This is a genomic window from Streptomyces sp. HUAS TT7, from assembly GCF_051550175.1.
Lineage (GTDB): Bacteria > Actinomycetota > Actinomycetes > Streptomycetales > Streptomycetaceae > Streptomyces.
Genome location: NZ_CP196175.1, coordinates 2237054 through 2262261, shown reverse-complemented (window position 1 = coordinate 2262261; position 25208 = coordinate 2237054). Strand labels below are relative to the sequence as shown.

Sequence of the window (25208 nt, the reverse complement as noted above, 5' to 3'; positions counted from 1 at the left end):
CGGTTGTCTAGACCAGTCTCTCATGTGGTGCGCGGTGCTCGTACCGACCTTGGGCCCGGGCGCGCCGCCGATCGGCCCTGTCCACCTTGCCCCGCCCCGTACGGCCCCGCGACCCGTACGCTTTCGGTATGACGACGGCGTCCGACCCCGCGTACCCGGCTCACTGGGAGGCCGACGTGGTGCTCCGCGACGGCGGCACCGCGCGCATCAGGCCCATCACCACCGAGGACGCCGAGCGGCTCGTCTCCTTCTACGAGCTGGTCTCGGACGAGTCGAAGTACTACCGCTTCTTCGCCCCCTACCCCCGGCTCTCCGCGAAGGACGTCCACCGCTTCACCCATCACGACTACGTCGACCGGGTCGGCCTGGCCGCCACCGTCGGCGGCGAGTTCATCGCGACCGTCCGCTACGACCGCATCAACGCCCAGGGCCGCCCCGCCCGCCCGTCTCCCACCACCGCCCTTGCGGGAGGGCGCTTCGCGCCCGCCCCTCCTGCGGCCCCCGCCGACGAGGCCGAGGTCGCCTTCCTCGTCCAGGACGCGCACCAGGGCCGGGGCGTCGCCTCCACGCTGCTCGAACACATCGCGGCGGTCGCCCGCGAGCGGGGCATCCGGCGGTTCGCGGCCGAGGTTCTGCCGGCCAACAGCAAGATGATCAAGGTGTTCACGGACGCCGGCTACCAGCAGAAGCGGTCCTTCGAGGACGGCTCGGTCCACCTCACCCTCGACCTGGAGCCCACCGCCGAGTCCCTCGCCGTGCAGCGCGCCCGCGAACACCGAGCCGAGGCGAGATCCGTGCAGCGCCTCCTTACGCCCGGCTCGGTCGCGGTCATCGGCACCGGCCGCGCGCCCGGCGGCGTCGGCCGCACGGTCCTGCGCAACCTCCTGGGCGCCGGATTCACCGGACGTACGTACGCCGTGAACAAGGCGCTCGGCCCGGAGCAGCGCGAACTCGACGGGGTCCCCGCCTTCCCCTCCGTGGCCGCGATCGGCGAACCGGTCGACCTGGCGATCGTCGCGGTGCCTGCCGAACGAGTGCCGGAAGCGGTTGCCGACTGCGGGGAGCACGGCGTCCAGAGCCTCGTCGTCCTCGCCGCCGACTACGCGGAGAGCGGCCCGGACGGCAGGGAGCGCCAGCGCGCCCTGGTCCGTCAGGCCCGCTCGTACGGGATGCGGCTGATCGGCCCCAACGCGTTCGGGATCATCAACACCGCGGCCGGGGTGCGGCTGAATGCCTCGCTGGCCCCCGAGCCGCCCGCCCCGGGCCGGATCGGCCTGTTCACCCAGTCCGGCGCGATCGGCATCGCCCTCCTGTCGGGCCTCTACCGGCGCGGCGCGGGCCTGTCGACCTTCATCTCCTCCGGCAACCGCGCGGACCTCTCCGGCAACGACTTCCTCCAGTACTGGTACGAGGACCCCGCCACCGATGTGGTCCTGCTCTACCTGGAGTCCATCGGGAACCCGCGGAAGTTCACCCGGCTCGCCCGCCGCACGGCCGCCGCGAAGCCCGTCGTCGTGGTCAAGGGCGCCCGGCACAGCGGTGCGACCCCGCCGGGCCACGCCGTTCCGGTGACCCGGGTGCCGGACGCCACGGTCTCGGCGCTGCTGCGCCAGGCGGGCGTCATCCTGGTCGGCACGGTCACCGAACTCGTCGACGCGGGCCTGCTGCTCGCGGGCCAGCCGCTGCCCGCGGGCCCGCGCGTGGCGATCCTCGGCAACTCCGAATCGCTCGGCCTCCTGACGTACGACGCCTGCCTGACCGAGGGGCTGCGGCCGCTCAGGCCCCTCGACCTGACGACGGGGGCGACCCCGGCCGACTTCCGCACGGCCCTTGCGGCGGCCCTCGCCGACGATGCCTGCGACGCGGTCGTGGTGACGGCCATCCCGTGGGTCGGCGAGAACGGAGCGATGGAATCCGGCGATGGGCAGGTCCTCGCCGACGCCCTGCGCGAGGCGGCCGCCGCGGCACCGGCGAAGCCGGTGGCGGTGGTCCATGTGGAGATCGGCGGCCTGGCGGAGGCGCTGTCGGCGGCAGCCCGAACGGTGAACAGAGGGGTACCCCAAACCCTGCCGAATCCGGTGCCGGCCAGCATCGATCCGGTCCCGCCCGGCACAAATCCAGTCTCTGGGGGTCCCCCCTGGACGAAGTCCTTGGGGGAGCGTGAGGAGCGGGGTCTGGGGCAGAGCCCCAGCACCCCCACCGGCGGGCAGCCGAAGAGCGACCTCCCCGAACCCCGCGAGGCAACCCGGATCCCCGCCTACCCCGCCGCGGAGCGGGCCGTACGGGCGCTGGCCGAAGCCGTCCGCTACGCCCGCTGGCGGCGGGAGGCGGCCGACCCCGGCAAGGTGGGGGAGTACGACGACATCGACGAGGCGGGCGCCGCCGCCCTGATCGAGCGGCTGCTCGGCCCCGCGCCGGACCCCCGCGGCCTGACCCTGACCGCGCCGGACGCCGGGGAACTGCTCGGCCGCTACGGCATCCCCGTGCGCCCGACGCTGCCCGCGCCCGACCCGGACCGTGCCGTCGAGGCCGCCCGCCGCCTCGGCTACCCCGTGGCCCTGAAGACCACCGCCCCGCATCTGCGCCACCGCCCCGACCTCGGCGGCGTACGCCTGGATCTGGCGGACGAGCGCCAACTCGCCCGCGCATATGCCGAATTGACGGCCACGCTCGGCAAACCGGAGGAGCTGGCGCCCGTCGTGCAGGCCATGGTCCCGCGCGGCGTGGACACCGTCGTACGCGCCTCGATCGACTCGGCGGTCGGCGCGGTGCTCTCCTTCGGACTCGCGGGCGCCGCCTCCGAACTGCTCGCCGACACCTCGCACCGGCTGATTCCGGCCACCGACCGCGACGCCGCCGAGCTGCTGCGATCCATCCGGACGGCGCCGCTCCTGTTCGGCTGGCGGGGTTCCGCGCCCGTCGACACCGCGGCGCTCGAAGAGCTGCTGCTGCGGGTGTCGCGGCTGGTCGACGACCATCCCGAGGTGGTCGCGGTGGGCCTGGAGCCCGTCATCGTCGCCCAGCACGGCCTGTCGGTGCTCGGCGCGACGGTCCGTCTCGCGCCCGCCCCGCCCCGCACGGACCTCGGCCCCAGACGCCTGCCCAGCTACTGAGGGCCGTCCGCCCCGTGCGGCAGCTTAAGATGGACCCCATGGCGAAGACCGGTACGACGACCCAGGGGCTCCGCGCGGCGATCGAGCGCAGCGGCTACTACCCGGCCCTTGTGGCCGAGGCGGTGGAGGCCGCGGTCGGCGGGGAGCCGATCGCGTCGTACCTGGTGCACCAGGAGACCACGTTCGACGCCAATGAGGTACGCCGCCATGTGACGGTCCTCGTGCTCACGGACAACCGTTTCATCGTCAGCCACACCGACGAGCAGAACGCCGACACCAGCTCCCCGACGCCGTACGCGACGACCTCCACGGAGTCCGTGAAGCTCGGCCGGATCTCGTCGGTCGTGGTGAGCCGCGTCGTGGCCAACCCCGAGTCGTACACGCCCGGCACCCTGCCCCGCGAGGTCGTCCTGACCATCGGCTGGGGCGCGGTCGCCCGGATCGACCTGGAGCCCGCCGCCTGCGGCGACCCCAACTGTGACGCCGACCACGGCTACACCGGCAACTCCACCGCCGACGACCTGAGCCTCAGGGTCAGCGAAGCCGGTGACGGCCCGGACACGGTGCGCCAGACGCTGGCCTTCGCCCAGGCGCTGTCCGAGGCGACCGCGGCGACCGGCCGCTGATGGCGCTGCCCGCCTGGCCGGACGACCCCGAGATCCTGCCGCTCTCCAGTGCCCCCGTGCCCGAGTACGGCACCGGATCGCTCGCCGATCTGCTGCCCACCCTCGTGGCCGGGCAGGGCGTACCCGGATTCGAGCAGCGGATCGCGGAGCTCACCCCCGCCGACCGCAACTGCGTCTTCCTGATCGACGGCCTCGGCTGGGAGCAGATCAAGGCCCACCCGGACGAGGCCCCGTATCTGCACTCCCTGCTCGGCACCTCGCGCGGTGGCACCGGCCGGCCCATGACCGCAGGGTTCCCCGCCACCACCGCGACCTCGCTCGCCTCGGTCGGCACGGGCCTGGCCCCAGGCGAGCACGGCCTGCCCGGCTACACCGCACGCAACCCCGACAGCGGCGAGCTGATGAACCAGCTCCGCTGGAAGCCGTGGACCGACCCGCACGTCTGGCAGCCGTACCCCACCGTCTTCCAGCTCGCCGACCAGGACGGCGTGCACACCGCGCAGGTGTCCTCGCCGGACTTCGAGCACACTCCGCTCACCAAGATCGCGCTCAGCGGCGGCACCTTCCGCGGCCGGCTCTCCGGCGAGGAGCGCATGGACCTCGCGGCGGCCCAACTCGCCGCAGGGGACCGGTCGTTGGTCTACACGTACTACTCCGAGGTCGACGGCAAGGGCCACCGCTTCGGTGTCGACTCGGACGCCTGGCGCGGCCAGCTGATGTACGTCGACCGGCTCGCCCAGCGCCTGGCCGAACAGCTCCCGCCGCGCGCGGCCCTGTACATCACCGCCGACCACGGCATGATCGACATCCCCTTCGACGAGCAGTCCCGTATCGACTTCGACGAGGACTGGGAGCTGCGCGCGGGCGTCGCCCTGCTCGGCGGCGAGGGCCGGGCCCGCCATGTGTACGCCGTGCCGGGCGCCGCCTCGGACGTGCTGACCTGCTGGCGCGAGGTGCTCGGCGAGCAGTTCTGGGTCGCGAGCCGCGACGAGGCGATCGAGGCGGGCTGGTTCGGCCCGGGCATCGACGAGCGGGTCTACGGGCGGATCGGCGACGTGGTCGCCGCGGCCCACGACGACGTCGTCATCACCGCCTCGCAGCGCGAGCCCCACGAGTCCCTCATGGTCGGCAACCACGGCTCGATGACCCCGGTGGAACAGCTCGTACCGCTCCTCGAAGTACGCTCGTAACCACCCTCCCTCCACAGATCTGAAAGGCCGTCACCTTCCCATGCCCGAGCTGGTGTTCTTCTCCGGAACGATGGACTGCGGAAAGAGCACCCTCGCTCTTCAGATCGAGCACAACCGCTCCGCGCGCGGCCTCCAGGGCATGATCTTCACCCGCGACGACCGGGCCGGCTCGGGCAAGCTGTCGTCCCGGCTCGGCCTGGTGACCGACGCGGTCGAGGCCGCCGACGGCTTCGACTTCTACGCCTACCTCGTCGCCCACCTCTCCAAGGGCGGCCGCTGCGACTACGTCATCGCGGACGAAGCCCAGTTCCTGGCGCCCGAGCAGATCGACCAGCTCGCCCGGGTCGTCGACGACCTCGAACTCGACGTCTTCGCCTTCGGCATCACCACCGACTTCCGCTCCAAGCTGTTCCCCGGCTCGCAGCGCCTCGTCGAACTCGCCGACCGGGTCGAGGTGCTTCAGGTCGAGGCGCTGTGCTGGTGCGGCGCCCGCGCCACCCACAACGCCCGCACGATAGGCGGCCAGATGGTCGTCGAGGGTGCCCAGGTCGTCGTCGGCGACGTCAACCAGTCGCAGGACGAGATCGGCTACGAGGTCCTGTGCCGGCGCCACCACCGCCGCCGGATGACCAGCGCCTCGGCGCGCGCGGCGGCCCTGTCCCCGGACGTGCTGCCCGTCGCGGCGCCCTGAACGGACGTCGACGCCGGCCCGGTCTCAGAGGCGCCCCGACGAGGGGGCCTGGCCGAGCGCCGTCACCGCGAGGGCCGCGACAGCGAGCCCGCCGCCCAGCCACATCACCGCGGTGACCCCGGCGCCGTCCGAGGCCAGCCCTCCCGTCAGCGCGCCCAGGGCGATCGCCCCGTTGAAGACGCCGACGAACAACGCGGAGACGGCCTCGCGCGTCTGGGGAGCCGAAGCCAGCAGCCAGGTCTGGGTGCTGACCGACACGCCGCCGTAGGACAGTCCCCAGACGGCGAGCAGCACCCCGGCGGTCAGGGCGGAGCCGCCGAGCATCGGCACCAGCGCGACCGTGGCCGCGAGCACCGCGCTGATCACCAGCAAGGTGGAGCGCGGCGCCCGCCCGGCGCCCGCACCGGCCGCGAAGTTGCCCGCCACGCCCGCGACTCCGTACACAAGGAGCAGCGTTCCGATCGTCCCGGCGCCCGCCCCCGAGACCTCCTCCAACACGGGGCGTACGTAGGTGTAGGCGGCGAAGTGTCCGGTGACCAGCAGTGCCACCACGGCCAGTCCGGTCCGCACCCGCGCCTCGCCGAAGAGCCGCATCACGCCGCCGAGCCGCACATCCTGCTCGGCCGGCAGCCGCGGCAGCAGGACTGCCAGGGCGATCATTACGACCAGTGCCAGCGCGCCCACGGTCACGAACGCCGTACGCCAGTCGGCCAGTTCGCCGATGTAGGTACCGGCCGGGACGCCCAGCACCGAGGCCACCGCGATCCCGCTGAAGATCAACGACGTTGCGGGGCCGACCGACTTCGGCGGCACCAGACGTATCGCCAGGCCCGCCGCGATCGTCCAGACGCCGCCCATGCCGACGCCGACCAGCACGCGGGCGGCCACCATCACCGCGAAGTGCGGCGACCACGCGGCGCACAGGTTGCCTGCCGTCAGGACCGCCATCAGCGCACACAGCACCGTCCGCCGGTCGAACCGCCCCAACAGCGGTGTCAGCAGCGGCGCCGACACCGCGCCGACCAGGCCTGTGACGGTCAGGGTCAGTCCGGCAGTGCCCTCGGTCACCTTCAGCGTGTCCCCGATGGGCGTCAGCAGGCCGACGGGCAGCATCTCGGACGTCACCACCGTGAAGGTCGCGCTCGCGACCGCCGCGACGCCCAGCCGGCCGCGGGTTGTTGACTGCTTCGGCACCCCGGTGGTGCCCGCAGTTTCCTCAGTCTGTGCCATGTGATCAGCCAATCCGTCCCGGCCTGCGGGAACAACGGCCGATCCCTCATCCTTCGACAAGCGGGACTACTCGATCGGCCGCGCGGAGCGGCGGCGCGGAAAGGGAACCATGAGCGGTGTCGAGATACGTGAGCTGGAGTCGTTCCTCGCGCTCGCCCAGGAGTTGCACTTCGGACGGGCGGGTGAGCGGCTGTACGTCTCCCAGAGCCGGGTCAGCCAGCTGCTGCGCTCCCTGGAGAGCCGTATCGGCGCCCCGCTCGTCGAACGCACCAGCCGCCGGGTGCGCCTGACCCCGCTGGGCGAGAAGTTCCTCGCGGACCTGCGCCCCGCGTACAACGCCCTGCGCGCCGCGGTCGACGAGGCCCGGGCCGCCGCGCGAGGCATGGGAGGGGAGTTGCGCATCGGCTTCCAGGGCACCGTCGACGACGGCCTCAACCGGGCGATCGCACGGTTCGGGGACCGGTGTCCGGACTGCGCGATCCACCTCGTCGAGGTCCCGCTCTGCGACCCCTTCGGGCCGCTGCGCCGCCGGGAGGTGGACTGCGCGGTGGTGCTGCTGCCGGTGGCCGAGGACGACCTCGTCCTCGGCCCGGTCTTCTCCCGGCATCCGCAGACCCTCGCCGTGTCCGTCCGGCACCCCTTCGCCGCCCGGGACTCGCTGTCCGCCGAGGAACTCGCCGACTGCCGGCTCATCGGCATCGCCGGCAGCGCCCCGGAGTACTGGCGCCGGGCCCAGGCTCCCGGCCTGACCCCCGGTGGCCTCCCCGTACCGGCCGGCCCCAGCGTCAACACGCTCCAGGAAGGGCTGAGTCTGGCCGCGGCCGACCGCGGCGCCATGCTGCTGTGCCGGTCCACGGCCGACTACCACGGGCGCCGCGACTCCCTCGCCTTCGTCCCGGTGCGGGGCCTGCCCGACTCCGAGCTGGGCCTCGTCCGCCACCGCCTGCGGCCCTCCGCCCCGGCACAAGCCTTCGCACTGGCGGTCGGTGAGACCGTCGGGGCGGCGGCCTGACGGCCCGCGCCCCTTGCAACGGGACGCATCGAAACGGGCGCCGCGCGGCTCTCCCCGTCGCGGGACCTATCGGCCGAGCGGCCGCGAGCCGCCGCCCGTGGTGCCGGTGTCGCCGTTGTAGAAGATGACGTGGTTGTCCGGCGAGGCCCCGGAGAGTTCCAGCAGGCCGATGGTGCGGACGGCGCCGACGATCAGGAACACCAGCAGAGCGACGACGCATCTGCGGCGGTATTCGCGCCGCCGCCAACGAGCCTGCTCCTTGCGGTAGGACTGCCGTGATCCGTCGGGCCCGGCGGAGGCGACGTTTTCGAGTGCGTCCCGCAGCAACTCCTCCATGTGAGCACGCACCGGAGACCCCCCGTCATCGCTTCCGTCAGCTTGGCAATTCCGCGGGCGGTGTGTGATTTCACCGCACCGACGGAAATCCTCATCGTGTCGGCGACCTCGGTCTCCTTGAGGTCGAGCCAGTACTTCAGGACGATCGTCTGCCGCCGGCGCGCGGTGAGTGAGCGCAGCGCTTCTATCAGGGCCTGCTGGTCGTCGTCGAGCAGTCCGCGGCTGCCGGACCGGCTCGGCCGCTGGACCGGGATGATGACGCCATCACCTTGAATTCCATAATGCGGAAAGTGAATTCCGCTTGATGGTACCCTGTGGATCACGTCGCGGGGGCGTCAAGGCCCTTTCGTATGCGGACGGGTTGGCTTGGAACATCCCGCTTGTCCCCGCTTTCGTCCTGTGGAGGTATGCGTGAACGACGCCCGTGTCGCCCTGATCACCGGCTCGTCATCGGGCATCGGTGCCGCGGTCGCCCGCCGTATGGCCGATGCCGGAATGTCCGTGGTCATCAACTCGACGACGTCCGTCAAGGCCGGCGAAGCGCTGGCCGCCGAACTGCCCCGGGCCGTCTATGTGCAGGGCGACGTCTCCGCCCCGGCGGACGCCCGGCGCCTGGTCGAGGCGACCGTCGAGGAGTTCGGCCGGCTCGACGTCCTGGTGAACAACGCCGGGCTCACCCGGTTCATCCCGCTCGACGACACCGAGGCGGTCGACGAGTCGGTCTGGCGGGAGATCTTCGACGTCAACGTCATCGGAACCTGGCACATGATGAAGGCGGCCCAGCCGCACCTCAAGGCCACCGGGTCCGGCTCGATCGTCAACATCTCGTCCGTGTCGGGCAGTCGGGCCATGGGCAGCTCGATCCCGTACGCCGTCAGCAAGGCGGCCGTCGACCACCTCACCCGGCTGTGCGGGGCGACGTTCGGCCCCGAGATCCGGGTGAACGCGGTCGCGCCCGGGCTCGTGGACACGCCGTGGTACGACGAGGCCCCCGAGGTGTGGGAGGGCTCGCGGGACTGGATCACCGCCAACACCCCGCTGCGCAGGGTCGGTTCGCCCGAGGACGTCGCCGAGGCGGTCTTCGGCCTCGCGCACGCCGCGTACACCACCGGATCCGTGCTGATGGTGGACGGCGGACGGCATCTGGTCTGAGGTCGATTCACCGCAAAGGGCGGGTCCTTGGCGGGGACCGGCCCTCGTCGTCGCCGAGCGGGTGGCGCAGTGCCCCGAGGCCTGCGCGGTCCGGGATCCGGCCGGGGCCTCGCTCACCTACCGGGAACTGTGGCCGCGCTCCGGGCGGATGGCTTCCGCGCTGGCGGGGTGCGGGGTGCGCGGTGAGCGTGTGCTCCCCTCAACACCCCGGGAGACCCCGCCCCTTCCCGAAACCCTCCGGGGGCGGGTGGGCTTCGGCCGCAGGGCGTGTTCGGCAGGCGTCCGGCGCCCGGCACGGAAGTGTTCGGCATGGGTTCGCCCGAACACCACGACCACCGAAGCCCGTGTACTCCTTGGGTTGTCGCCGCCACAGCGGACGGCTCCCTTCAAGGAGGACACCATGAAGAAGATCGTCGTGCGCAAGACCGGTTCCATCCGCCTGACCGCGCCGTGCCAGACGCACTACAACATCTTCGCCTTCTGACCGGCACGCTCCAGCGACGTGTGCGCAGCGGGGCCCGCGCCTTCACCAGGGGGCGCGGGCCCCGTCCCCATCCCGTACACCTACCGGGAGGCGTCCCGTGCTCCTCGACAGTCCTGTCTCCTTCCACCGCCTGAGTTTCGTTCCCGACGGCGAAGGCGTCCTGGTGGGGCGGCCCGACACCGACGCGTTCGCCGTACTGCCGCCCGACGGGGCCGCCGCCCTGCGGCGGATGACCGAGGGCCAGACGCCCGCGCAAGCCGCCACCTGGTACGCCGAGCACTACGGGGAACAGCTGGACATGGCCGACTTCCTCGACACCCTCGGCGAACTCGGATTCCTGCGGGGGGAGGGCGACGCCCAGGAGGCCGCGCCCGGCGGGCCCGTCCGCTTCCAGCGCCTGGCCCAGGTCCTGTTCTCGCGCCCCGCGCTCTGCTGCTACGCCCTGCTCGTCGCCGCCTGGCTCGCCGTCATCGCCACCACGCCCGATCTCGCGCCCCACCCCGGCCAGGTCTTCTACACCGACTCGCTGCTCCTGGTCCAACTCGTCGTGGTCTTCGGCCAGTTGCCGTTCGTCGGCCTGCACGAGGCGTTCCACGTCCTGGCCGGACGCCGGCTCGGGCTGCCCAGCGAACTCGGCATGGGCACGCGGCTCTACATCGTGGTCTTCGAGACCCGGATGAACGGCCTGCTCACCGTCGAGCGCCGCAAGCGGTATCTGCCCTTCCTCGCCGGAATGCTGGTCGACCTGGTGGTGGTGAGCGCCCTCGGCCTCGTCGCCTTCGCGCTGCGCGCGTCCGACGGTGCGGAGCCGGTGGCGGGGCGGCTGCTGCTCGCGATGGCGTTCCCGATCCTGATCCGCTGCGGCTACCAGCTCTTCCTGTTCCTGGAGACGGACGTCTACTACGTCTTCGCCACCGCGCTCGGCTGCCACGACCTGCATGCCGCCACCCGCGCCCTCGTCCTGAACCGGCTGCGCCGTGTCATCGGGCGCCCGGCGCGCATCGACCTGTCCCAGTGGACCGAGCGCGATCTCGCCGTCGCCCGCTGGTACGCCCCGTTCTTCACCGTCGGGGTGGCCGTGCTCCTTGCCATGGCGCCGCTGGTGTTCGTGCCGCTCTTCGTGCAGACCGTACGGCTGCTCGCGGACGGGATCTCCTCGGCGGGCAGCGGACTGCCGTTCTGGGACAGCCTGGTGTTCGCCGCGCTCAACATCGTGCAGATCGCCTTCTGGGCCTGGCTGACCGTGCGGGTCCACCTCCGTCGTCGCCGTACCTCCCGTGGAGTCCCGTCATGACCACTCGCCACCTTTGGATCACCGGCGCCCGCAGTGCCGACCGCCGGGCCGCGCTGGAAGCCGCCGGCCCCTTCGAGTTCACCACCACCTGCCACCAGTGGCTGCGCGGCCCGTGCACGGCGCTCACCGCGCTGTTGCACCGCTACGTGCCCGAGGCCTGGGAGGCGGGGCCGGAACTGGTCGAGGAGCACCGGGCCACCCTGCTCTACATCGTCCCCGAACTGGCCGGCCGCGTCGGCCCGCCGCCGCCCTCGCTGGTCGACGACACCCCGCACGAGGAGCGCACCCGGTACTTCGCCGAGCGCATGATCCGGGCCACCCACCACGGGATCATCGACTTCCTGCTCGCCCACGCCCGCCACCGCCAGGGGCCGCCGCTCACCCTCGCGTTCGACGACGTGCACGCGGCCTCCGCCACCGAGCAGGAGTTCCTGGCGCTGCTCGTGAGGCGCGCCGACCCGAGCGTTCTGAGGGTCGCGGTCGCGGGAGCCGAGGGGCCGCTGACCGATGAACTCGCTTCTATGGTGGGGGAGTTCACCGATCGTGTCCCGGTGCGGCAGTCTCCCGGCGGCCCGCCCCTGGACGCCCGCGGCTACGTCTGGACGGACTGCACCAGTGACGACCCGGCGGCGTACGCGGCCTATCGCGCGCTCCCCGACGCGGCGCGGGCCGCGCTGCACGACGAGCGCGCCGCCGAACTGGAGGCCCGCCCCGACCGCGGCCTGCTGCTCGGCGCGATCCCCAACCACCGCGAGCGGGGCGCCGATCCGCACGGCGCGGGCCGCCGGGCCCTGCGCACCGCCCTCGAACTCTGCGTGGCGATCGGCTACTCGGAGGCGACCGCCGACCTCGGCATGCGCGGCCGCGCCCTGTGCGACCCGGACGCCGACGCCCAGGACTACTGCCACTTCACGGCCAAGGCCGCGAGCGCCCTGGTGCCGCTCGGCCGCCTCGACGAGTGCGTCGCCCTCTACCGGGAGCTGCGCCGCAGGTACGCCACACCCCGGGTGCAGATGTCGACCAGCTACGCGCTCGCCGTCCTGCACACCCGCTTCCTGGAGCCGAGGGACCACGACCTGGCCCTGGAGCACATGAACAACGCGAGGGCGTTGGCCGCCCTGGAGCCCGACCCGGTGCTCGGCGCCTATTACCAGGTCTTCCAGGACAACGGGCTGGCCCTCGTCGAGATGCACCGGGGCGATCTGGAGCGCTCGCACGAACTCACCGCGCGCGGCATCGAGCGCCTGGAGCGCGAACTGCCGCCCGACCGTTACGTCGTGCACCGCTCCCAGCTCCTGCACAACCGCGCCCGGGTGCGGTACGCGCTCGGCCGACTGGATGAGGCGTACGCGGACTTCACCGAGCTCATCGCATGGGACCCGTACTACGTCGAGTACCACGTGGACCGCGCCAACCTCTGCCGCAGGCGCGGCGATCTGGCGGGGGCGCTCGCCGGATACGACCGGGCCGTCGAGGTGTCGGCGCCGATGCCCGAGCTCTTCCACAACCGGGGCGACGTACGGGCCGAAGTGGGGGACGTCGAGGGGGCGCTCGCCGATTTCGCCCGCGCTCTCGAACTGGAGCCGGACGAGCTGGGAACCCGGCTCGCGCGCGTCGCCCTGCTGATCGAGGCGGACCGGCCGGGCGAAGCGCTCGCCGACGTGCACGCCGGTCTTGGCCTGCACGGCGACGACTCCCGGCTGCTGTGCCTGGCCGGACTCGCCGAACAGGCCCTGGGGCGGCCGGAGTCGGCCCGCGACGCCTACGACCGAGCCCTTGCCGGGGACCCGACGAGCGTCCCGGCGCTGACCGACCGCGCGGTGCTCACCTTCGAGCAGGGCGACCCGCACGGCGCGGTGGCCGATCTGACGGCGGCCCTCGCGCTGGGCGGCGAGCACCCGGACGTGCTCTACAACCGGGGTTTCGCCCTGCTGGCCGCGGGGGAGACGGAGCAGGCCCTGGCCGACTTCACCCGGGCGCTCGCGCTCCCCGGCGCGGACCTCGCGGGGCTGCTGTGCCGCCGCGCGGAGTGCTTGACCCGGCTCGGCGAGACCCGGCGGGCGGTCGACGACCTCAACGGCCTTCTCCACCTGCATGACCAGGGCCTGCTCCCGCCGGACGCGGAACCGGCCGAGGCGCTGGAGATGCTGGAGGAGCTCACCGCGGCGGGCGTGGGGGGTGGGCGCGATGGACGCTGACACGTTCCGGGCGGCCATGGCGCGGATCGCGGGCCCGGTCGCCGTCGTCACCGTACGGGACCCGGACGGTGCGCCGTACGGAATGACGGTGAGCTCGCTCTGCTCGCTCTCGCTGCGTCCGCCGCTCGTGCTGTTCTGCGTGGCGGCCACCGCCTCCTGCCACCCGGTGCTCCGCACGGCCCGCCGGTGGTGCGTGAGCGTCCTCGCGGCCGGGCAGGAGGACGTGGCGCGCCGGTTCGCCGCCAAGGGCGAGAACCGGTTCGCCGGACCCGGGCTCGACGCCTTCGGCGGCCTTCCGGCGGTGCGGGGCTCGCTCGCCCGGCTGCTGTGCGCGAACGAACACATCATTCCGGCGGGCGACCACAGCATGGTGGTCGGACGCGTGCTGGAGGCTCAACTCCCGTCAGGGAAGGGCTCGTTGGTGCTGTCGGAGAGTCAGCCCGCCGACGCTCCGTTGGTGTACCACGCGCGCGGCTACCGGTCCCTCGCCCCGGCAGCCGCGCACGAGGCACTCAGCGCGCCGCGCGGCGCGCCGCTCCCCACAGGATGACCACGGCGAGCGCGGCCGGGACGCCCAGCGCGAAGCCGAGCCCCGGTGCCGTGCCGCCGCCGGGCCCGGCATCCGGCGCCACCGGCAGAAGCGCCCGCGGCCTCCGGTGGCCCCGCACAGACGCCTCACCCGGCCCGGCCGGAGCGTACGTCTCACCGGGCTCCGCCGACTCGCCCGAGTCGCCGTCCAGCATCGCCGCCGCCCGCTCGGCGAGCGCCTCGCGGCGCAGCCGGGCGAGCGTGCCGCCGGGAATTTCGAGAGCCGCCTCCAGCGCCCTCTCCAGATCCGGCGGCGGCAGCCGCCTGCCCTGCTCGTAGTCGGAGATCGGGCTGTGCGCGGACAGGCCGATCCGGCGGGCCAGGACCCGCATCGACTGTCCGGTCTCGATCCTTTTGCGGCGCAGCAGCCGGGCCAGTTCGCCCGCCGCCGGACCACCCGGACCGGACGCGGCCGTCATGCGCCGCCCCTGCCCGACCGGTCGCGGCCGCCCCACACCTCGGGCGCCACGACCCACACCACCACGGTCGCCAGAACATGGAAGTTCCACCGCCGTGACTTGCTTCCCCCGCTCATCACTTTCCCCCTTCGGCTCTCTTCGTCTCGCGGCTGGTCCGCCGGATTGGAAGCCTGGCCCCGGGGCCCTGTCGCTGTCACGCCCGGTTCCGCTCAGCGGAACGCGCCGCCCGCAATCCGGCGCTGATGGCGCACCCCGCGTGCCGCACCGCGTCCGAGAACCGTTCGAGCGGGCCGTCGGGATCGACCAGCGCGCACACCGCCGCCACGGGGTGCCCCCGCGGCCCGAAGACGGGGGCGGCCACACAGCTCACCCCCTCGATGAGCTCCTGCCGGTCGAAGGCGAGGCCCCGCTCCTGGATCGCGGCCGCCTCCCACCGCCAGCCCGACGGCAGCGGCCCGAAAAGGCCGTTGGGCCGGGCCTCGGCCACCAGGAGCTTGCCCGCGGCCGTGGCCCACGGAAAGACCGCGCCCGCCCGCACCGGCATCCGTTCGTCGAGCTCGCCGGGCGAGGCGTGCGCGATCAGGGTTCTGCCCTCCGAGAGCACCGCGACCGTCACCGTCGCCCCGGTCGCCGACGCGAGCCGCCGCAGCGGGGCGCGCGCCGCCGCCCCGAGCCCGGGGTACGGCTGCCAGGCCTGCCCGAGCCGGAACATCCTTGGGCCCATCCGGTACTGGCCCTGCTGCTGACGCTCCACCGCGCCGAGATCCGCCAGCTGCTGGAGCAGCCGGTGGGCGGTGGCCTTCGGCAGTCCGCTCTCCGCGGCAAGCCGGGTCACGCCGGCCTGGCCGAGCTGTTCCATCGCGGCGAGGAGCGCGAAGGTGCCTTCCAGCACGCTGCGGGCTCCCGAGTGTCCTGCATCCCCCATGCGTTACCCCCGGCGGCCAGTGTCCCGCAGGCGCACGTCGGCCGAGCAGGCCGGAACAGGGCGCGAGGAAGCGATGGGTACGTCTGGTGTACGCCGAGGTGGACCGCGTGCGTGCCCCGGCTCGGTCAGCTACAACTCACGTACGGGACAAGGGAGTCGGACTCATCCGTTCGATCGTACGAGGGTGAACACCGCCCCCTCGGGATCGGCGACCGTGGCGAGGCGTCCGCTCGCGCCCTCGTGCGGTTGCTGAAGGACGTGCCCGCCCAGGTCGGCGACCCGCACGGAGGCCTCGTCGACATCGGCGACCTCGAAGTACGTCATCCAGTGCGCGCCCTTGTCGCGCGGCAGGGCGTTGCCCACGCCGTGCAGCGAGGCGACCGGGCGGCCCTCCAGATGGAGCGTCACATAGTCGAAGTCGGCCGACACGACGGCTTCCACGTCGTAGCCGAACAGCACCTGGTAGAACTTGCCGACCGTCGAGGTCTCGCGCGTGACCAGCTCGTTCCAGGCGGGGGTGCCGGGCGCGCCCGCGACGGCGGAGCCGACGTGCGCACCGGCCTGCCAGATGCCGAACACCGCGCCCACCGGGTCCGAGGCGATCGCCATCCGGCCCGCCTCGCCCGCGTCCAGCGGGCCGACGCCGACGGTGCCGCCGCAGTGCCGGATCGTCTCGGCCGTCGCGTCCGCGTCGTCGGTCGCCAGATAGGTCGTCCAGGCGATCGGCAGATGCCGGTCGGGCGGCAGCTGGCCGATTCCTGCGACCTCCTTGCCGTCGAGCAGCGCGCGGACGTACGGGCCGAGCTGGTTCGGTCCCGGCCGGAACTCCCAGCCGAACAGTGCCCGGTAGAACTCCTGGGTCTCGGCCAGACCGTGCACCATGAGACTCACCCAGCAAGGCGTGCCAGGTGTGCGCCGGGTCTCGGACTGCGTCATCGTCACTCTCTCCTCGGCCTCGCCAAACTGCTGCTCGGTGGTGCGGTTCGGGAACCCGCGCACCCGGGCCGATGCTTCCACCACCAGCGCCGCAGCGCGCCCCGGCCGCGCCGCTTTTGGCGCGTTCCCGCAGGAGGATGCCCGTTTTGGGGTCGCTCATCCGTATTCCTGGGCGTTACGTTCCCGGTGGACTCTGCGCAAGGATGAGTCCATGAATGCCATCATCTCCGCACCCGAACTCGCGGCCGAGACGGCCGGGCCGCGACCGCCGGTGCTGCTCGACATCCGCTGGCAGCTGAGCACGGCGAAGGCGGCCGGCGCACCCGCGTTCGACGGCCGGGCCGAGTACGAGTCGGGGCACCTGCCCGGCGCCGTGTTCGTCGACCTCGACGCGGAACTGGCCGGTCCGCCCGGGTCCGGCGGCCGCCACCCGCTGCCGGACGTGGCCGAATTCGGTCGGGTCATGCGGCGTGCGGGCGTGTCGGCCGGGACGCCGGTCGTCGTGTACGACGGCGGGCAGGGCTGGGCCTCCGCCCGCGCCTGGTGGCTGCTGCGCTGGACGGGCCACCAGGACGTCCGCGTCCTGGACGGCGGCCTGGCCGCCTGGACGGGCGAGCTCTCCACCGAGATCCCGGCCCCCGCCGAGGGCGACTTCCGGCCGGAGCCGGGCGCCGTCAAGCTCCTCGACGCGGACGCGGCGGCGGCCCTTGCCCGTACCGGACTGCTGCTCGACGCGCGTGCGGGGGAGCGGTACCGCGGCGAAGTGGAGCCCATCGACCGGGTCGGCGGACACATCCCGGGCGCCCACTCGGCGCCCACCACCGAGAACGTGGCCCCGGACGGCCGCTTCCTGCCCGCCGACGAACTGGCCGCCCGCTTCAAGTCCCTGGGCGCCTCGGGTACCGAGGTGGGCGTGTACTGCGGCTCCGGAGTCTCGGGCGCCCACGAGGTCCTGGCCCTGGCAGTGGCGGGCATCCCGGCAGCGTTGTACGCGGGTTCATGGTCGGAGTGGTCGGCGGACGAGTCGAGGCCGGTGGCCGTGGGCCCGGACCCGCAGTAGGAGGTAGGAGAAGGGGCCCGCACGCATGGTGCGGGCCCGAGCGTTCCTCAACGGGGGCCGCACGCATGGCGCGGGCCCCCTTCATGCCTTCACGGGCGCGGGGCTGTGACATGTGCGGCTCCGCCGCGATGGGGGTCCCCCCCTGTTCATGGGGGTCCCCCCTGGCCCTTTAGGCCTTGGGGGAGAAGCCGAGAACTTGGGGGAGCGACCAGCCGCGAACGGCCCGCAGTCGAACAACGAGCCGTGCAAGCCGAACCCAGCAGAACGTTTAGTCCTGCTTCTTCCGCCGCGTCCCGAACACGATCTCGTCCCAGCTCGGGACAGCCGCCCGCCGCCCCGGCCGAACCCCGTCCGCCTCGGCCTGCCGATCGGTGGTCCCGGTGAGCCGGTCCCGGTGGCCGGCCACAGTGCGCGGCATCAGAACATCCGCGTAAGCGGAACCCGCACCCGCCGAAGCGGCCGGCGCGGGCGGCTCCTCGACCTCCGGCTCGGCGGCCGGTTCGGTCTCGGGCGGCTCGGGCGGAGCCGTCGGACGCTCGGGCACGACCATGTCGCCGCGGAAGCTCGGCACGGCTTCGAGCAGACTGGTCAGCGAGTCGCTCTCGTCCGCCACCGGCTCGGGCGGCGGCGTCGGACGCTCCAACTGCCGGTCCAGGGCTCGGTCCAGAGGCCGGTCCCGGGGCAGCCGGGCGATCCGGGGCACGAACGGGAAGCTCGGCTCGGGAACCGTCGTGATGGTGTCGTCGGACTCGCCGATGAGCGAGCGGGCCTCGTCGTCGACGGCCTGCACGAGCCGACGCGGCGGGTCATAGGTCCAGCTCGCTGAGTGCGGCTCGCCCGCGACCAGGTACACGAGCAGGACTTCCCAGGTGCCGTCGTCCCTGCGCCAGGAGTCCCACTGGACGCTGTCCTTGTCGGCGCCGCGCAGCAGCAGCCGCTCCTGGACGGCCTCGCCGAGCTGGGGACCGGTGTTCTCGCCCGGGCGCCGCACAGGAGTCTTCCGCGCCCGCTCCGCCATGAAGGCGCGCTCGGCGAGGACGGGGCCCTCGAAACGGCGTACGCGGTCGACCGGAATGCCGGCGAGCTGGGCGACCTCCTCGGCGGAGGCACCGGCTCGTATACGCGCCTGGATGTCGCGCGGGCGGAGATGGCTCTCCACCTCGATCTCGATCTGTCCGAGGCGGGCTCGGTCGTTGCGCACAGCGGCCCGGAGCCGCTCGTCGATCGGAAGCGTGTACTCCGTGCTGTCCGCAGCCTTGAGCACCAGTCGTGTGCCGTCGTTGGAGACGGCCACGACACGCAGTTCGGGCATGGGGACCTCCCGGGTGGTGCCTGCCGACGTCACGTGCGTCGCTGCTTCCGCTAGTCGAGTGTGGCCTGCCCGGGTGCAGCCTGCCACAACATTGCCGAGTTGCCCGGCGTGTCGGGCATGGGCCCTGGAACGCCGTTATGGCACGGTTACCTTTTCGCAACGCAGAGTGACCGGGATGGTCACTCTGTGCAGCAGGCGTCCGTGCGGTGCCGCGGCGCCGCCGGTTCGAGTGCCGCGTTCGGCCCCCTCCCGTAAGTCCCGGATACCCGTGTGGGACCCGGGGCCCAGGGCTCGCCACAGTACTCCATTCGGGCCACCGGGGTGGACCGGCGCGCCGCCGAACTTCTCGCGGGCTACGGGAGTTGGACCCGTTGTAAAGCCTTGGCGAGTGATCCGTACGTGTCCTGCTTCACACAATCCACGGAAACGGAACTATTCCTTTCGCTCAAATGTCCTTTCTCTGTGCAAGACGGACCAGAAGGGCGAACAGAGGCTGGCGATGGGCGACAAGCCGGACACCGGAACCGAAGAGAAGAAGCGCATCGACCTGAGCGTGCCTCAAGTCGCGGGCAGCGCGCTCGCCGCGGTCACCGCCGCGGTGCTCGCCTCCCAGTTGGGCGTGTACGGCACGTTCGTCGGCGCCGGTGTCGTGAGCGTGGTCGCCACCTGTGGCGGCACCGTCTTCCAGCACTTCTTCAAGCGGACCGGCGAGCAGCTGCGCGAGGTCACCGTCCAGGTCAAGTCCGGCTCGCGCCAGGTGCCCATGGTCTCCCCCTGCAAGGGGGCGCAGGACGAGACCACGGTCCTGCCGCAGGCCGACGCGGACCGCACCCAGCTGCTGAAGTCGCTCGACGGGACGACGATGCTGCCGCAGGCGGACGCCGACCGCACCCAGCTGCTCAAGTCCGTCGACGAGACCCGGCTGCTGTCGTCCGCGGCCCGCCCCGCGAAGGAGTTCAACGAGGCGACCGTCCACGGCACCCGGCTGCGCGGATGGAAGCGGCCGCTGCTCGCGGCCGCCGTCGTCTTCGGGGTGTCGATGGGCGGCATCACCGCGTACGAACTGATCTCCGGCGGTGAGGTCGGCGGCAACGGCACCGGGACCACGCTCACGTCCGTGCTCACCGGCGGCTCCAAGAAGCAGGAGAAGCCGCCCGCGCCCTCGGACACCGGCGACGACCACAAGCACTCGCCCGGCACCGGCGGTTCGTCGACTCCGCGCACCGGCGGCAGTGGCACGACCGGAGGGGACTCGTCGACGACCGGCCCCTCGCCGACGCCCTCCCCCTCCAAGTCCACGGATTCGGGCTCGGGTTCGGGGTCCGGATCCGGTTCCGGCTCGGGCGGTACGACGCCGGCCCCGACACCCACGCCGTCCACGTCCCAGAGCTCCGGATCCGGGAGCGGTTCCGGTGGGCAGAGCACCCCGGAGGCGCGGACCGGCGGCAGCCCCACCCCGTAGGAGGCTCACTCGCCGAGCACGCGCCGCAGATAGGCGTTGGCGAAGCGGCGCTCCGGGTCGAGCCGGTCGCGCAGCGCGGTGAACTCGGCGAAGCGCGGGTAGGCCTCCGCGAAGTAGGCCGCGTCACGCGTGTGCACCTTGCCCCAGTGCGGCCGGCCCGCGTGCGCGGTCATGATCCGCTCGACCGCGGTGAAGTACGCCTGGTAGGGCGTGCCCTTGTACATGTGCACGGCTATGTAGGCGGTCTCGCGCCCCGACGCCGTGGAGAGCGCGATGTCGTCGGCGGGTGCGGTGCGGACCTCCACCGGGAAGCTGATCCGCAGCGGCGAGCGCTCCACCAGGGCCTTCACCTCACGCAGCGCCCCGACCACGGCCTCGCGCGGCAGTGCGTACTCCATCTCCACGAACCGCACCCGGCGCGGGCTTGTGAAGACCTTGTACGGAATGTCGGTGTACGTGCGGGCGGACAGCGCCCGGCTGGAGACCTTGGCGATCGACGGGATCGTGGCGGGCACGGCCCGGCCGAGCGAACACACCACCTGGAAGAGCCCGTTGGACATGAACTCGTCCTCCATCCAGCCGCTCAGCCTGCCGGGCGGGGCGGCGGGACCCGCGCTGCGGTTGTTGCGCTTGGTGTTGCAGTTGCCGGTGTGCGGGAACCAGTAGAACTCGAAGTGCTCGTTCTCCGCGAAGAGCGCGTCGAACTCGGCGGTGACCTTGTCGAAGGCCATCGGCTCCTCGCGGGCCGTGAGCAGGAAGACCGGCTCCACGGCGAAGGTGATCGCGGTGACGACGCCGAGCGCGCCGAGCCCGATCCGGGCCGCCGCGAAGACGTCCGGATTCTCCTTCTCGGAGCAGGTGAGCAGCGAGCCGTCGGCCGTGACCAGCTCAAGTCCCTTGATCTGGGCGGCGATCGAGGCGGAGTCCCGCCCGGTGCCGTGCGTTCCGGTGCTCGTCGCACCCGCCACCGTCTGCTCCATGATGTCGCCCATGTTCGTGAGCGACAGGCCCTCCCTGGCGAGCGCCGCGTTCAGCCGCTTCAGGGGGGTGCCGGCCTCCACCGTGACGGTCATCGCGGCGCGGTCGATCTCGCGGATGCCGGTCAGCAGGTCGGGACGTATCAGCACGCCGTCGGTGGCGGCGGCCGCGGTGAAGGAGTGGCCGGTGCCGACCGCCTTCACCGTCAGACCGTCCTCGGCGGCCCGGCGCACGGCCTCGGCGAGTTCGGCCGCGGAGGCCGGGGACACGTCCCGCGCCGGCCGCGCGGTGATGTTCCCCGCCCAGTTACGCCAGGTGCTGCTGCCGTTCGCTCCGCTCATCTGCTTCGAGCCCCTCCCGATGCGTCACCGGCCTGCGAAGCCGGCGGTACCCCAGGAACGCCACCACCACCGCGAGCGTTCCCGACACGCCGGACACCAGGTACCCCGCCTGCGCTCCCGCCGCGTCCACCACCCAACCTGCGGCGGAGGAGCCGAGGGCCACACCGACCGCGAGCCCGGTACTGGTCCAGGTCATGCCCTCGGTGAGCTTGCTGCGCGGTACGTGCTGTTCGACGAGGGCCATCGTCGTCACCATCGTCGGTGCGATGGACAGGCCCGCGACAAAGAGCGCCACGGCAAGGAACGGCAGGTTCCTGGCCAGTTGGAGCGGGATCATACTCACCGCCATCGCACAGACACCCACCAGCCACCTGCTCGACGCCGCACCCTTGAGGCGCAGCAGCCCGAACACGGCTCCCGCGAGGCACGAGCCGAGGGCGTACACGGCGAGCACCAGGCTCGCCATCGCCTTGTGGCCGCGCTCGTCCGCGAAGGCCACGGTGACCACGTCGACCGAGCCGAAGACGGCGCCGGTGGCGACGAACGTGGCGACCAGGACCTTCAGTCCGCGCGAGCTCAGCGCGGAACGGCCGCTGTGGTGCTCGTGCGGATGCGGTACGGGTTCGGTGGAACGCTGGGCGGTCAGCGCGAAGACCCCGGCCACCAGGAAGCAGGCGGCGATCAGCGGGCCCGCCTCGGCGAACCAGGCGGTGGAGAGCCCGATGGACAGGATCGGCCCGAGGATGAAGCACAGCTCGTCGACGATCGACTCCCACGAGTACGCCGTGTGCAGGTTCTGGGCGTCGCCGCGGTAGATCGCGGCCCAGCGGGCCCGCACCATCGAGCCGACGCTCGGCACGCACCCGGCGCCCGCCGCGAAGACGAACAGGGTCCAGTCCGGCGCGCCCTGCTGGGCGCAGAGGAGCAGCCCGGCGACGGCGGCGACCGCGACCAGGGTGGCCGGGCGGAGCACCCGCCGCTGGCCGTGCCGGTCCACGAGCCGGGATATCTGGGGGCCGACCACGGCGGCCGACATGGCGAGCGTCGCCGAGAGCGCGCCGGCCAGGCCGTAACGGCCGGTCAGCTGGGACACCATGGTCACGACGCCGATGCCCATCATCGACAGCGGCATCCGCCCGAGCAGGCCGGCGGCGGAGAACCCCTTGGTGCCGGGGGCGGCGAATATCGCGCGGTAGGGACTGGGCAACGGGGGCTCCGGGATCCGGCGTGACGCGTGTAATTAATTCCTAAAGCTTACGATGCTGAATTCGATCGGCGCACCGCTTTTTCCGGCTCGCGTTCCTCGAAGGTCCCGGGCATCTCCCGGCATTCTCCGGCTCGGTTCAGCCGCTGTCAGAGGCGGATGGCAGGATCGAGTCATGTCCGAACTGCGCGATCCAGCTCCCGGAGCGGCCGCGGCCGCCGCCCCGTACGACGCCCTGCTGCTGCTCTCCTTCGGCGGCCCCGAAGGCCCCGACGACGTGGTCCCGTTCCTGGAGAACGTGACGCGCGGCCGCGGCATCCCCAAGGAGCGGCTCAAGGAGGTGGGGCAGCACTACTTCCTGTTCGGCGGGGTGAGCCCCATCAACGAGCAGAACCGCGCGCTGCTCGACGCGCTGCGCAAGGACTTCGCCGAGAACAGCCTGGACCTGCCGGTGTACTGGGGCAATCGGAACTGGGCGCCCTATCTCACCGACACCCTGCGCGAGATGGTGGCCGACGGCCGCCGCCGCATCGCGGTCCTCACCACCAGCGCGTACGCCTCGTACTCGGGCTGCAGGCAGTACCGCGAGAACCTCGCGGAAGCGCTCGCGACGCTGGAGGCCGAGGGGCTCGCGGTGCCGCGGGTCGACAAGCTGCGGCACTACTTCAACCACCCCGGCTTCGTCCGCCCCATGATCGACGGCGTTCTGACGTCGCTCGCCGAGCTGCCCGAGGACGTCCGCGCCGGCGCCCACCTCGCCTTCACCACGCACTCCATCCCCACGGCCGCGGCCGACACCTCGGGGCCCGTCGAGGAGCACGGCGACGGCGGCGCCTACGTCCGCGAACACCTCGACGTGGCGGGGATCATCGCCGACGCGGTCCAGGTCGCGACCGGCGTCGAGCGGCCCTGGCAGCTCGTCTACCAGTCCCGCTCCGGCGCCCCGCACATCCCCTGGCTGGAGCCCGACATCTGCGACCACCTGGAGACGCTGCACGGGGAGGGCGCCCCGGCCGTCGTCATGGTCCCCATCGGCTTCGTCTCCGACCACATGGAGGTCCTGTACGACCTCGACACGGAGGCCACCGCCAAGGCCGCCGAGCTCGGCCTGCCCGTGGCCCGCTCCGCGACCGTCGGCGCCGATCCGCGCTTCGCCGCGGCCGTGCGCGAGCTCGTCGTCGAGCGGGCCGCCACCGAGTGCGGGCTGCCCGCCGAGCGCTGCGCCCTGGGCGCGCTCGGCCCCTCGCACGACCTCTGCGCGGTCGGCTGCTGCCCGGCCGCCCGCGGTGGCGCCAAGCCCGCGGCCGCCGGCGCCGACAGCCCGTACGCGTAAGGAGCACCGATGACCGACCCTCTGCACCGCGAACTGCTCGGCCTCGCCCTGGAGGCCGCCCGGCGGGCCGGCGAGCTGCTGCGCGACGGCCGCCCGGCCGACCTCGCCGTCGCCGCCACCAAGTCCAGCCCCATCGACGTGGTGACCGAGATGGACATCGCCGCCGAGAAGCTGATCACCGGCTACCTCTCCGAGCACCGCCCCCACGACGGCTTCCTCGGGGAGGAGGGCGCCTCCAGCGAGGGCACCAGCGGCGTCCGCTGGGTCATCGACCCGCTCGACGGAACCGTCAACTACCTTTACGGGCTGCCCACTTGGGCCGTCTCCATCGCCGCCGAACAGGACGGCGAGCGGGTCGCGGGCGTGGTCGCCGCCCCAATGCGCGGCGAGACCTACCACGCCGTGCTCGGCGGCGGGGCCTTCGAGGGCGAGCGCCCGCTGCGCTGCCGCGCGCCGGCCCCGCTGTCCCAGTCCCTGGTGGGGACGGGCTTCGCCTATGTGCAGTCCGTACGTGCCCACCAGGCCGAGGTGGCCCATCGGCTGATCCCGCAGTTCCGCGACATCCGCCGCGGCGGCTCGGCGGCGATCGACCTCTGCGACGTGGCGGCCGGCCGGCTCGACGCGTACTACGAGCGCGGCCTCAACCCCTGGGACCTGGCGGCCGGCGACCTGATCGCCCGCGAGGCGGGCGCGCTCACCGGCGGCCGCCCCGGCACACCCCCCTCCCGCGAGCTGGCGATCGCCGCATCCCCGGAGCTCTTCGCTCCGCTCCAGTCGCTCCTGGAGGAGTACGGGGCCTGGCACGACTGAGCGTCCCACCGCGGCCCCCGGGCATGACGAAACCCCGGCGCCGTCCCGTGGCGCCGGGGTTTCCTGGTGGGTGGGGTCAGAGCGCTGCGGCTACCTCGACGCCGTGCTCGGCGGCCAGACGACGCAGATCGTCCAGCTCGGCCTGCTCGACGTCGGCGAGGAAGTCGTCGCCGGTTTCGCGCGCCCGTGTGAGGTCGGTTTCCGTGGTCCTGATGCGCTGCAGAAGTCCTGCGGTGAAAGCGTCCATGGTGCGCCCCCTCGTCGTGGGTCGGTGGCACGGGGGTGTGCCGACGGTGGGTCGCGACCACGACATGAGGATGTGGCATGCCACATACAGGGCGTGATCGCGGGGTGTGCAGTCGTCCTCCCCAAGCCCACTCTCAAAGAAACCTCAACTGCCGCGCCAATCCTGTCCATTCCCGCGGCACCCACCTCGTCTGGCCGAAAGCCGCAGGTGGTGGGCGGGCTCCGGTCCGGCACCGTCTTACCGCCGGTTTATGGGCGTAAGGGGCAG

Annotated in this window: 23 protein-coding genes and 1 pseudogene; 14 read left to right on the top strand and 10 right to left on the bottom strand. The window is 72.6% G+C overall.

Annotated features, from left to right (window positions below):
• Positions 1–128 precede the first annotated feature (128 nt).
• Genes ACSHXC_RS10040 through ACSHXC_RS10025 form a run of 4 tightly spaced genes read left to right on the top strand, consistent with a single transcriptional unit; the run spans position 129 to position 5620 of the window.
• Complete coding sequence (locus ACSHXC_RS10040; RefSeq protein ID WP_438291249.1) at positions 129–3113, top strand: bifunctional acetate--CoA ligase family protein/GNAT family N-acetyltransferase; 2985 nt, start codon at positions 129–131, stop codon at positions 3111–3113.
• Positions 3114–3151: 38 nt separating this feature from the next.
• On the top strand, positions 3152–3739 hold the full coding sequence (locus ACSHXC_RS10035; protein WP_053725537.1) for a DUF5998 family protein: 588 nt from the start codon (positions 3152–3154) through the stop codon (positions 3737–3739).
• Positions 3739–4929, top strand: coding sequence for an alkaline phosphatase family protein (locus ACSHXC_RS10030; protein ID WP_438291248.1), 1191 nt, complete (start codon positions 3739–3741; stop codon positions 4927–4929). Before ACSHXC_RS10035 ends, ACSHXC_RS10030 begins: the two co-directional genes overlap by 1 nt.
• Positions 4930–4969: 40 nt before the next feature.
• Positions 4970–5620 carry a thymidine kinase gene (locus ACSHXC_RS10025; RefSeq protein WP_438291246.1) on the top strand — a complete coding sequence of 217 codons (651 nt, stop codon included), beginning with the start codon at positions 4970–4972 and terminating at the stop codon, positions 5618–5620.
• Between the two features lie 24 nt (positions 5621–5644).
• Here ACSHXC_RS10025 and ACSHXC_RS10020 read toward each other — a convergent pair whose 3' ends face one another.
• The gene (locus ACSHXC_RS10020; protein ID WP_438291245.1) at positions 5645–6850 is read right to left on the bottom strand and encodes an MFS transporter; all 1206 of its coding nucleotides are present in this window, start codon (positions 6848–6850) and stop codon (positions 5645–5647) included.
• A 109-nt stretch (positions 6851–6959) separates the two neighbouring features.
• On the opposite strand from ACSHXC_RS10020, the gene ACSHXC_RS10015 reads away from it, so the two are divergent.
• Positions 6960–7862: a LysR family transcriptional regulator gene (locus ACSHXC_RS10015; protein WP_438291244.1), complete on the top strand. Its 903-nt coding sequence runs from the start codon at positions 6960–6962 to the stop codon at positions 7860–7862.
• A 66-nt stretch (positions 7863–7928) separates the two neighbouring features.
• Here the strand turns inward: ACSHXC_RS10015 and ACSHXC_RS10010 are convergent, their stop codons facing one another.
• Both ACSHXC_RS10010 and ACSHXC_RS10005 read right to left on the bottom strand, forming a co-directional pair.
• Positions 7929–8210: a hypothetical protein gene (locus ACSHXC_RS10010; RefSeq protein WP_438297105.1), complete on the bottom strand. Its 282-nt coding sequence runs from the start codon at positions 8208–8210 to the stop codon at positions 7929–7931.
• A gap of 38 nt (positions 8211–8248) precedes the next feature.
• Positions 8249–8521: pseudogene (locus tag ACSHXC_RS10005) on the bottom strand (sigma factor-like helix-turn-helix DNA-binding protein); the annotation flags it as partial.
• Positions 8522–8609: 88 nt separating this feature from the next.
• Between ACSHXC_RS10005 and ACSHXC_RS10000 the strand changes: the two are divergent.
• The 5 genes from ACSHXC_RS10000 (at position 8610) to ACSHXC_RS09980 (ending at position 13876) form a co-directional block, all read left to right on the top strand.
• Positions 8610–9350: an SDR family NAD(P)-dependent oxidoreductase gene (locus ACSHXC_RS10000; protein WP_438291243.1), complete on the top strand. Its 741-nt coding sequence runs from the start codon at positions 8610–8612 to the stop codon at positions 9348–9350.
• A 358-nt stretch (positions 9351–9708) separates the two neighbouring features.
• On the top strand, positions 9709–9834 hold the full coding sequence (locus ACSHXC_RS09995; protein ID WP_399493284.1) for a hypothetical protein: 126 nt from the start codon (positions 9709–9711) through the stop codon (positions 9832–9834).
• Positions 9835–9931: 97 nt separating this feature from the next.
• On the top strand, positions 9932–11128 hold the full coding sequence (locus ACSHXC_RS09990) for a hypothetical protein (protein WP_438291242.1): 1197 nt from the start codon (positions 9932–9934) through the stop codon (positions 11126–11128).
• Positions 11125–13326, top strand: a complete 2202-nt coding sequence (locus tag ACSHXC_RS09985; protein ID WP_438291241.1) for a tetratricopeptide repeat protein — start codon at positions 11125–11127, stop codon at positions 13324–13326. Before ACSHXC_RS09990 ends, ACSHXC_RS09985 begins: the two co-directional genes overlap by 4 nt.
• Positions 13316–13876 carry a flavin reductase family protein gene (locus tag ACSHXC_RS09980; protein ID WP_438291240.1) on the top strand — a complete coding sequence of 187 codons (561 nt, stop codon included), beginning with the start codon at positions 13316–13318 and terminating at the stop codon, positions 13874–13876. Before ACSHXC_RS09985 ends, ACSHXC_RS09980 begins: the two co-directional genes overlap by 11 nt.
• Here ACSHXC_RS09980 and ACSHXC_RS09975 read toward each other — a convergent pair.
• The 3 genes from ACSHXC_RS09975 to ACSHXC_RS09965 all read right to left on the bottom strand — a co-directional run bounded on the left by ACSHXC_RS09975 (position 13839) and on the right by ACSHXC_RS09965 (position 16194).
• Positions 13839–14333: a helix-turn-helix domain-containing protein gene (locus ACSHXC_RS09975; protein WP_438291239.1), complete on the bottom strand. Its 495-nt coding sequence runs from the start codon at positions 14331–14333 to the stop codon at positions 13839–13841. The two genes, ACSHXC_RS09980 and ACSHXC_RS09975, sit on opposite strands and share 38 nt — an antisense overlap.
• A gap of 193 nt (positions 14334–14526) precedes the next feature.
• Positions 14527–15225 carry an IclR family transcriptional regulator gene (locus tag ACSHXC_RS09970; protein WP_438291238.1) on the bottom strand — a complete coding sequence of 233 codons (699 nt, stop codon included), beginning with the start codon at positions 15223–15225 and terminating at the stop codon, positions 14527–14529.
• Positions 15226–15420: 195 nt separating this feature from the next.
• Positions 15421–16194: a VOC family protein gene (locus ACSHXC_RS09965; protein ID WP_438291237.1), complete on the bottom strand. Its 774-nt coding sequence runs from the start codon at positions 16192–16194 to the stop codon at positions 15421–15423.
• A 211-nt stretch (positions 16195–16405) separates the two neighbouring features.
• Between ACSHXC_RS09965 and ACSHXC_RS09960 the strand changes: the two genes are divergently transcribed.
• Positions 16406–17254 carry a sulfurtransferase gene (locus ACSHXC_RS09960; RefSeq protein WP_438291236.1) on the top strand — a complete coding sequence of 283 codons (849 nt, stop codon included), beginning with the start codon at positions 16406–16408 and terminating at the stop codon, positions 17252–17254.
• Between the two features lie 268 nt (positions 17255–17522).
• Here the strand turns inward: ACSHXC_RS09960 and sepH are convergent, their stop codons facing one another.
• Entirely contained in the window at positions 17523–18566 is a 1044-nt protein-coding gene (gene sepH, locus ACSHXC_RS09955) for a septation protein SepH (RefSeq protein ID WP_398879972.1), read from the bottom strand.
• A 499-nt stretch (positions 18567–19065) separates the two neighbouring features.
• Here sepH and ACSHXC_RS09950 point away from each other — a divergent pair, with 499 nt between their 5' ends.
• Positions 19066–20028, top strand: coding sequence for a hypothetical protein (locus ACSHXC_RS09950; RefSeq protein ID WP_438291235.1), 963 nt, complete (start codon positions 19066–19068; stop codon positions 20026–20028).
• Positions 20029–20033: 5 nt separating this feature from the next.
• Here the strand turns inward: ACSHXC_RS09950 and ACSHXC_RS09945 are convergent, their stop codons facing one another.
• Together ACSHXC_RS09945 and ACSHXC_RS09940 are read right to left on the bottom strand one after the other, a co-directional pair.
• Positions 20034–21347, bottom strand: a complete 1314-nt coding sequence (locus tag ACSHXC_RS09945; RefSeq protein WP_438291234.1) for a D-arabinono-1,4-lactone oxidase — start codon at positions 21345–21347, stop codon at positions 20034–20036.
• Positions 21313–22554 carry an MFS transporter gene (locus ACSHXC_RS09940; protein WP_438291233.1) on the bottom strand — a complete coding sequence of 414 codons (1242 nt, stop codon included), beginning with the start codon at positions 22552–22554 and terminating at the stop codon, positions 21313–21315. The genes ACSHXC_RS09945 and ACSHXC_RS09940 overlap by 35 nt, the downstream gene beginning before the upstream one ends.
• Positions 22555–22726: 172 nt before the next feature.
• On the opposite strand from ACSHXC_RS09940, the gene ACSHXC_RS09935 reads away from it, so the two are divergent.
• Positions 22727–23884, top strand: a complete 1158-nt coding sequence (locus ACSHXC_RS09935; protein WP_438291232.1) for a ferrochelatase — start codon at positions 22727–22729, stop codon at positions 23882–23884.
• Positions 23885–23893: 9 nt separating this feature from the next.
• On the top strand, positions 23894–24694 hold the full coding sequence (locus ACSHXC_RS09930) for an inositol monophosphatase family protein (RefSeq protein WP_438291231.1): 801 nt from the start codon (positions 23894–23896) through the stop codon (positions 24692–24694).
• A 76-nt stretch (positions 24695–24770) separates the two neighbouring features.
• Here the strand turns inward: ACSHXC_RS09930 and ACSHXC_RS09925 are convergent, their stop codons facing one another.
• Positions 24771–24941, bottom strand: coding sequence for a hypothetical protein (locus ACSHXC_RS09925; RefSeq protein ID WP_189965484.1), 171 nt, complete (start codon positions 24939–24941; stop codon positions 24771–24773).
• Positions 24942–25208: the final 267 nt, after the last annotated feature.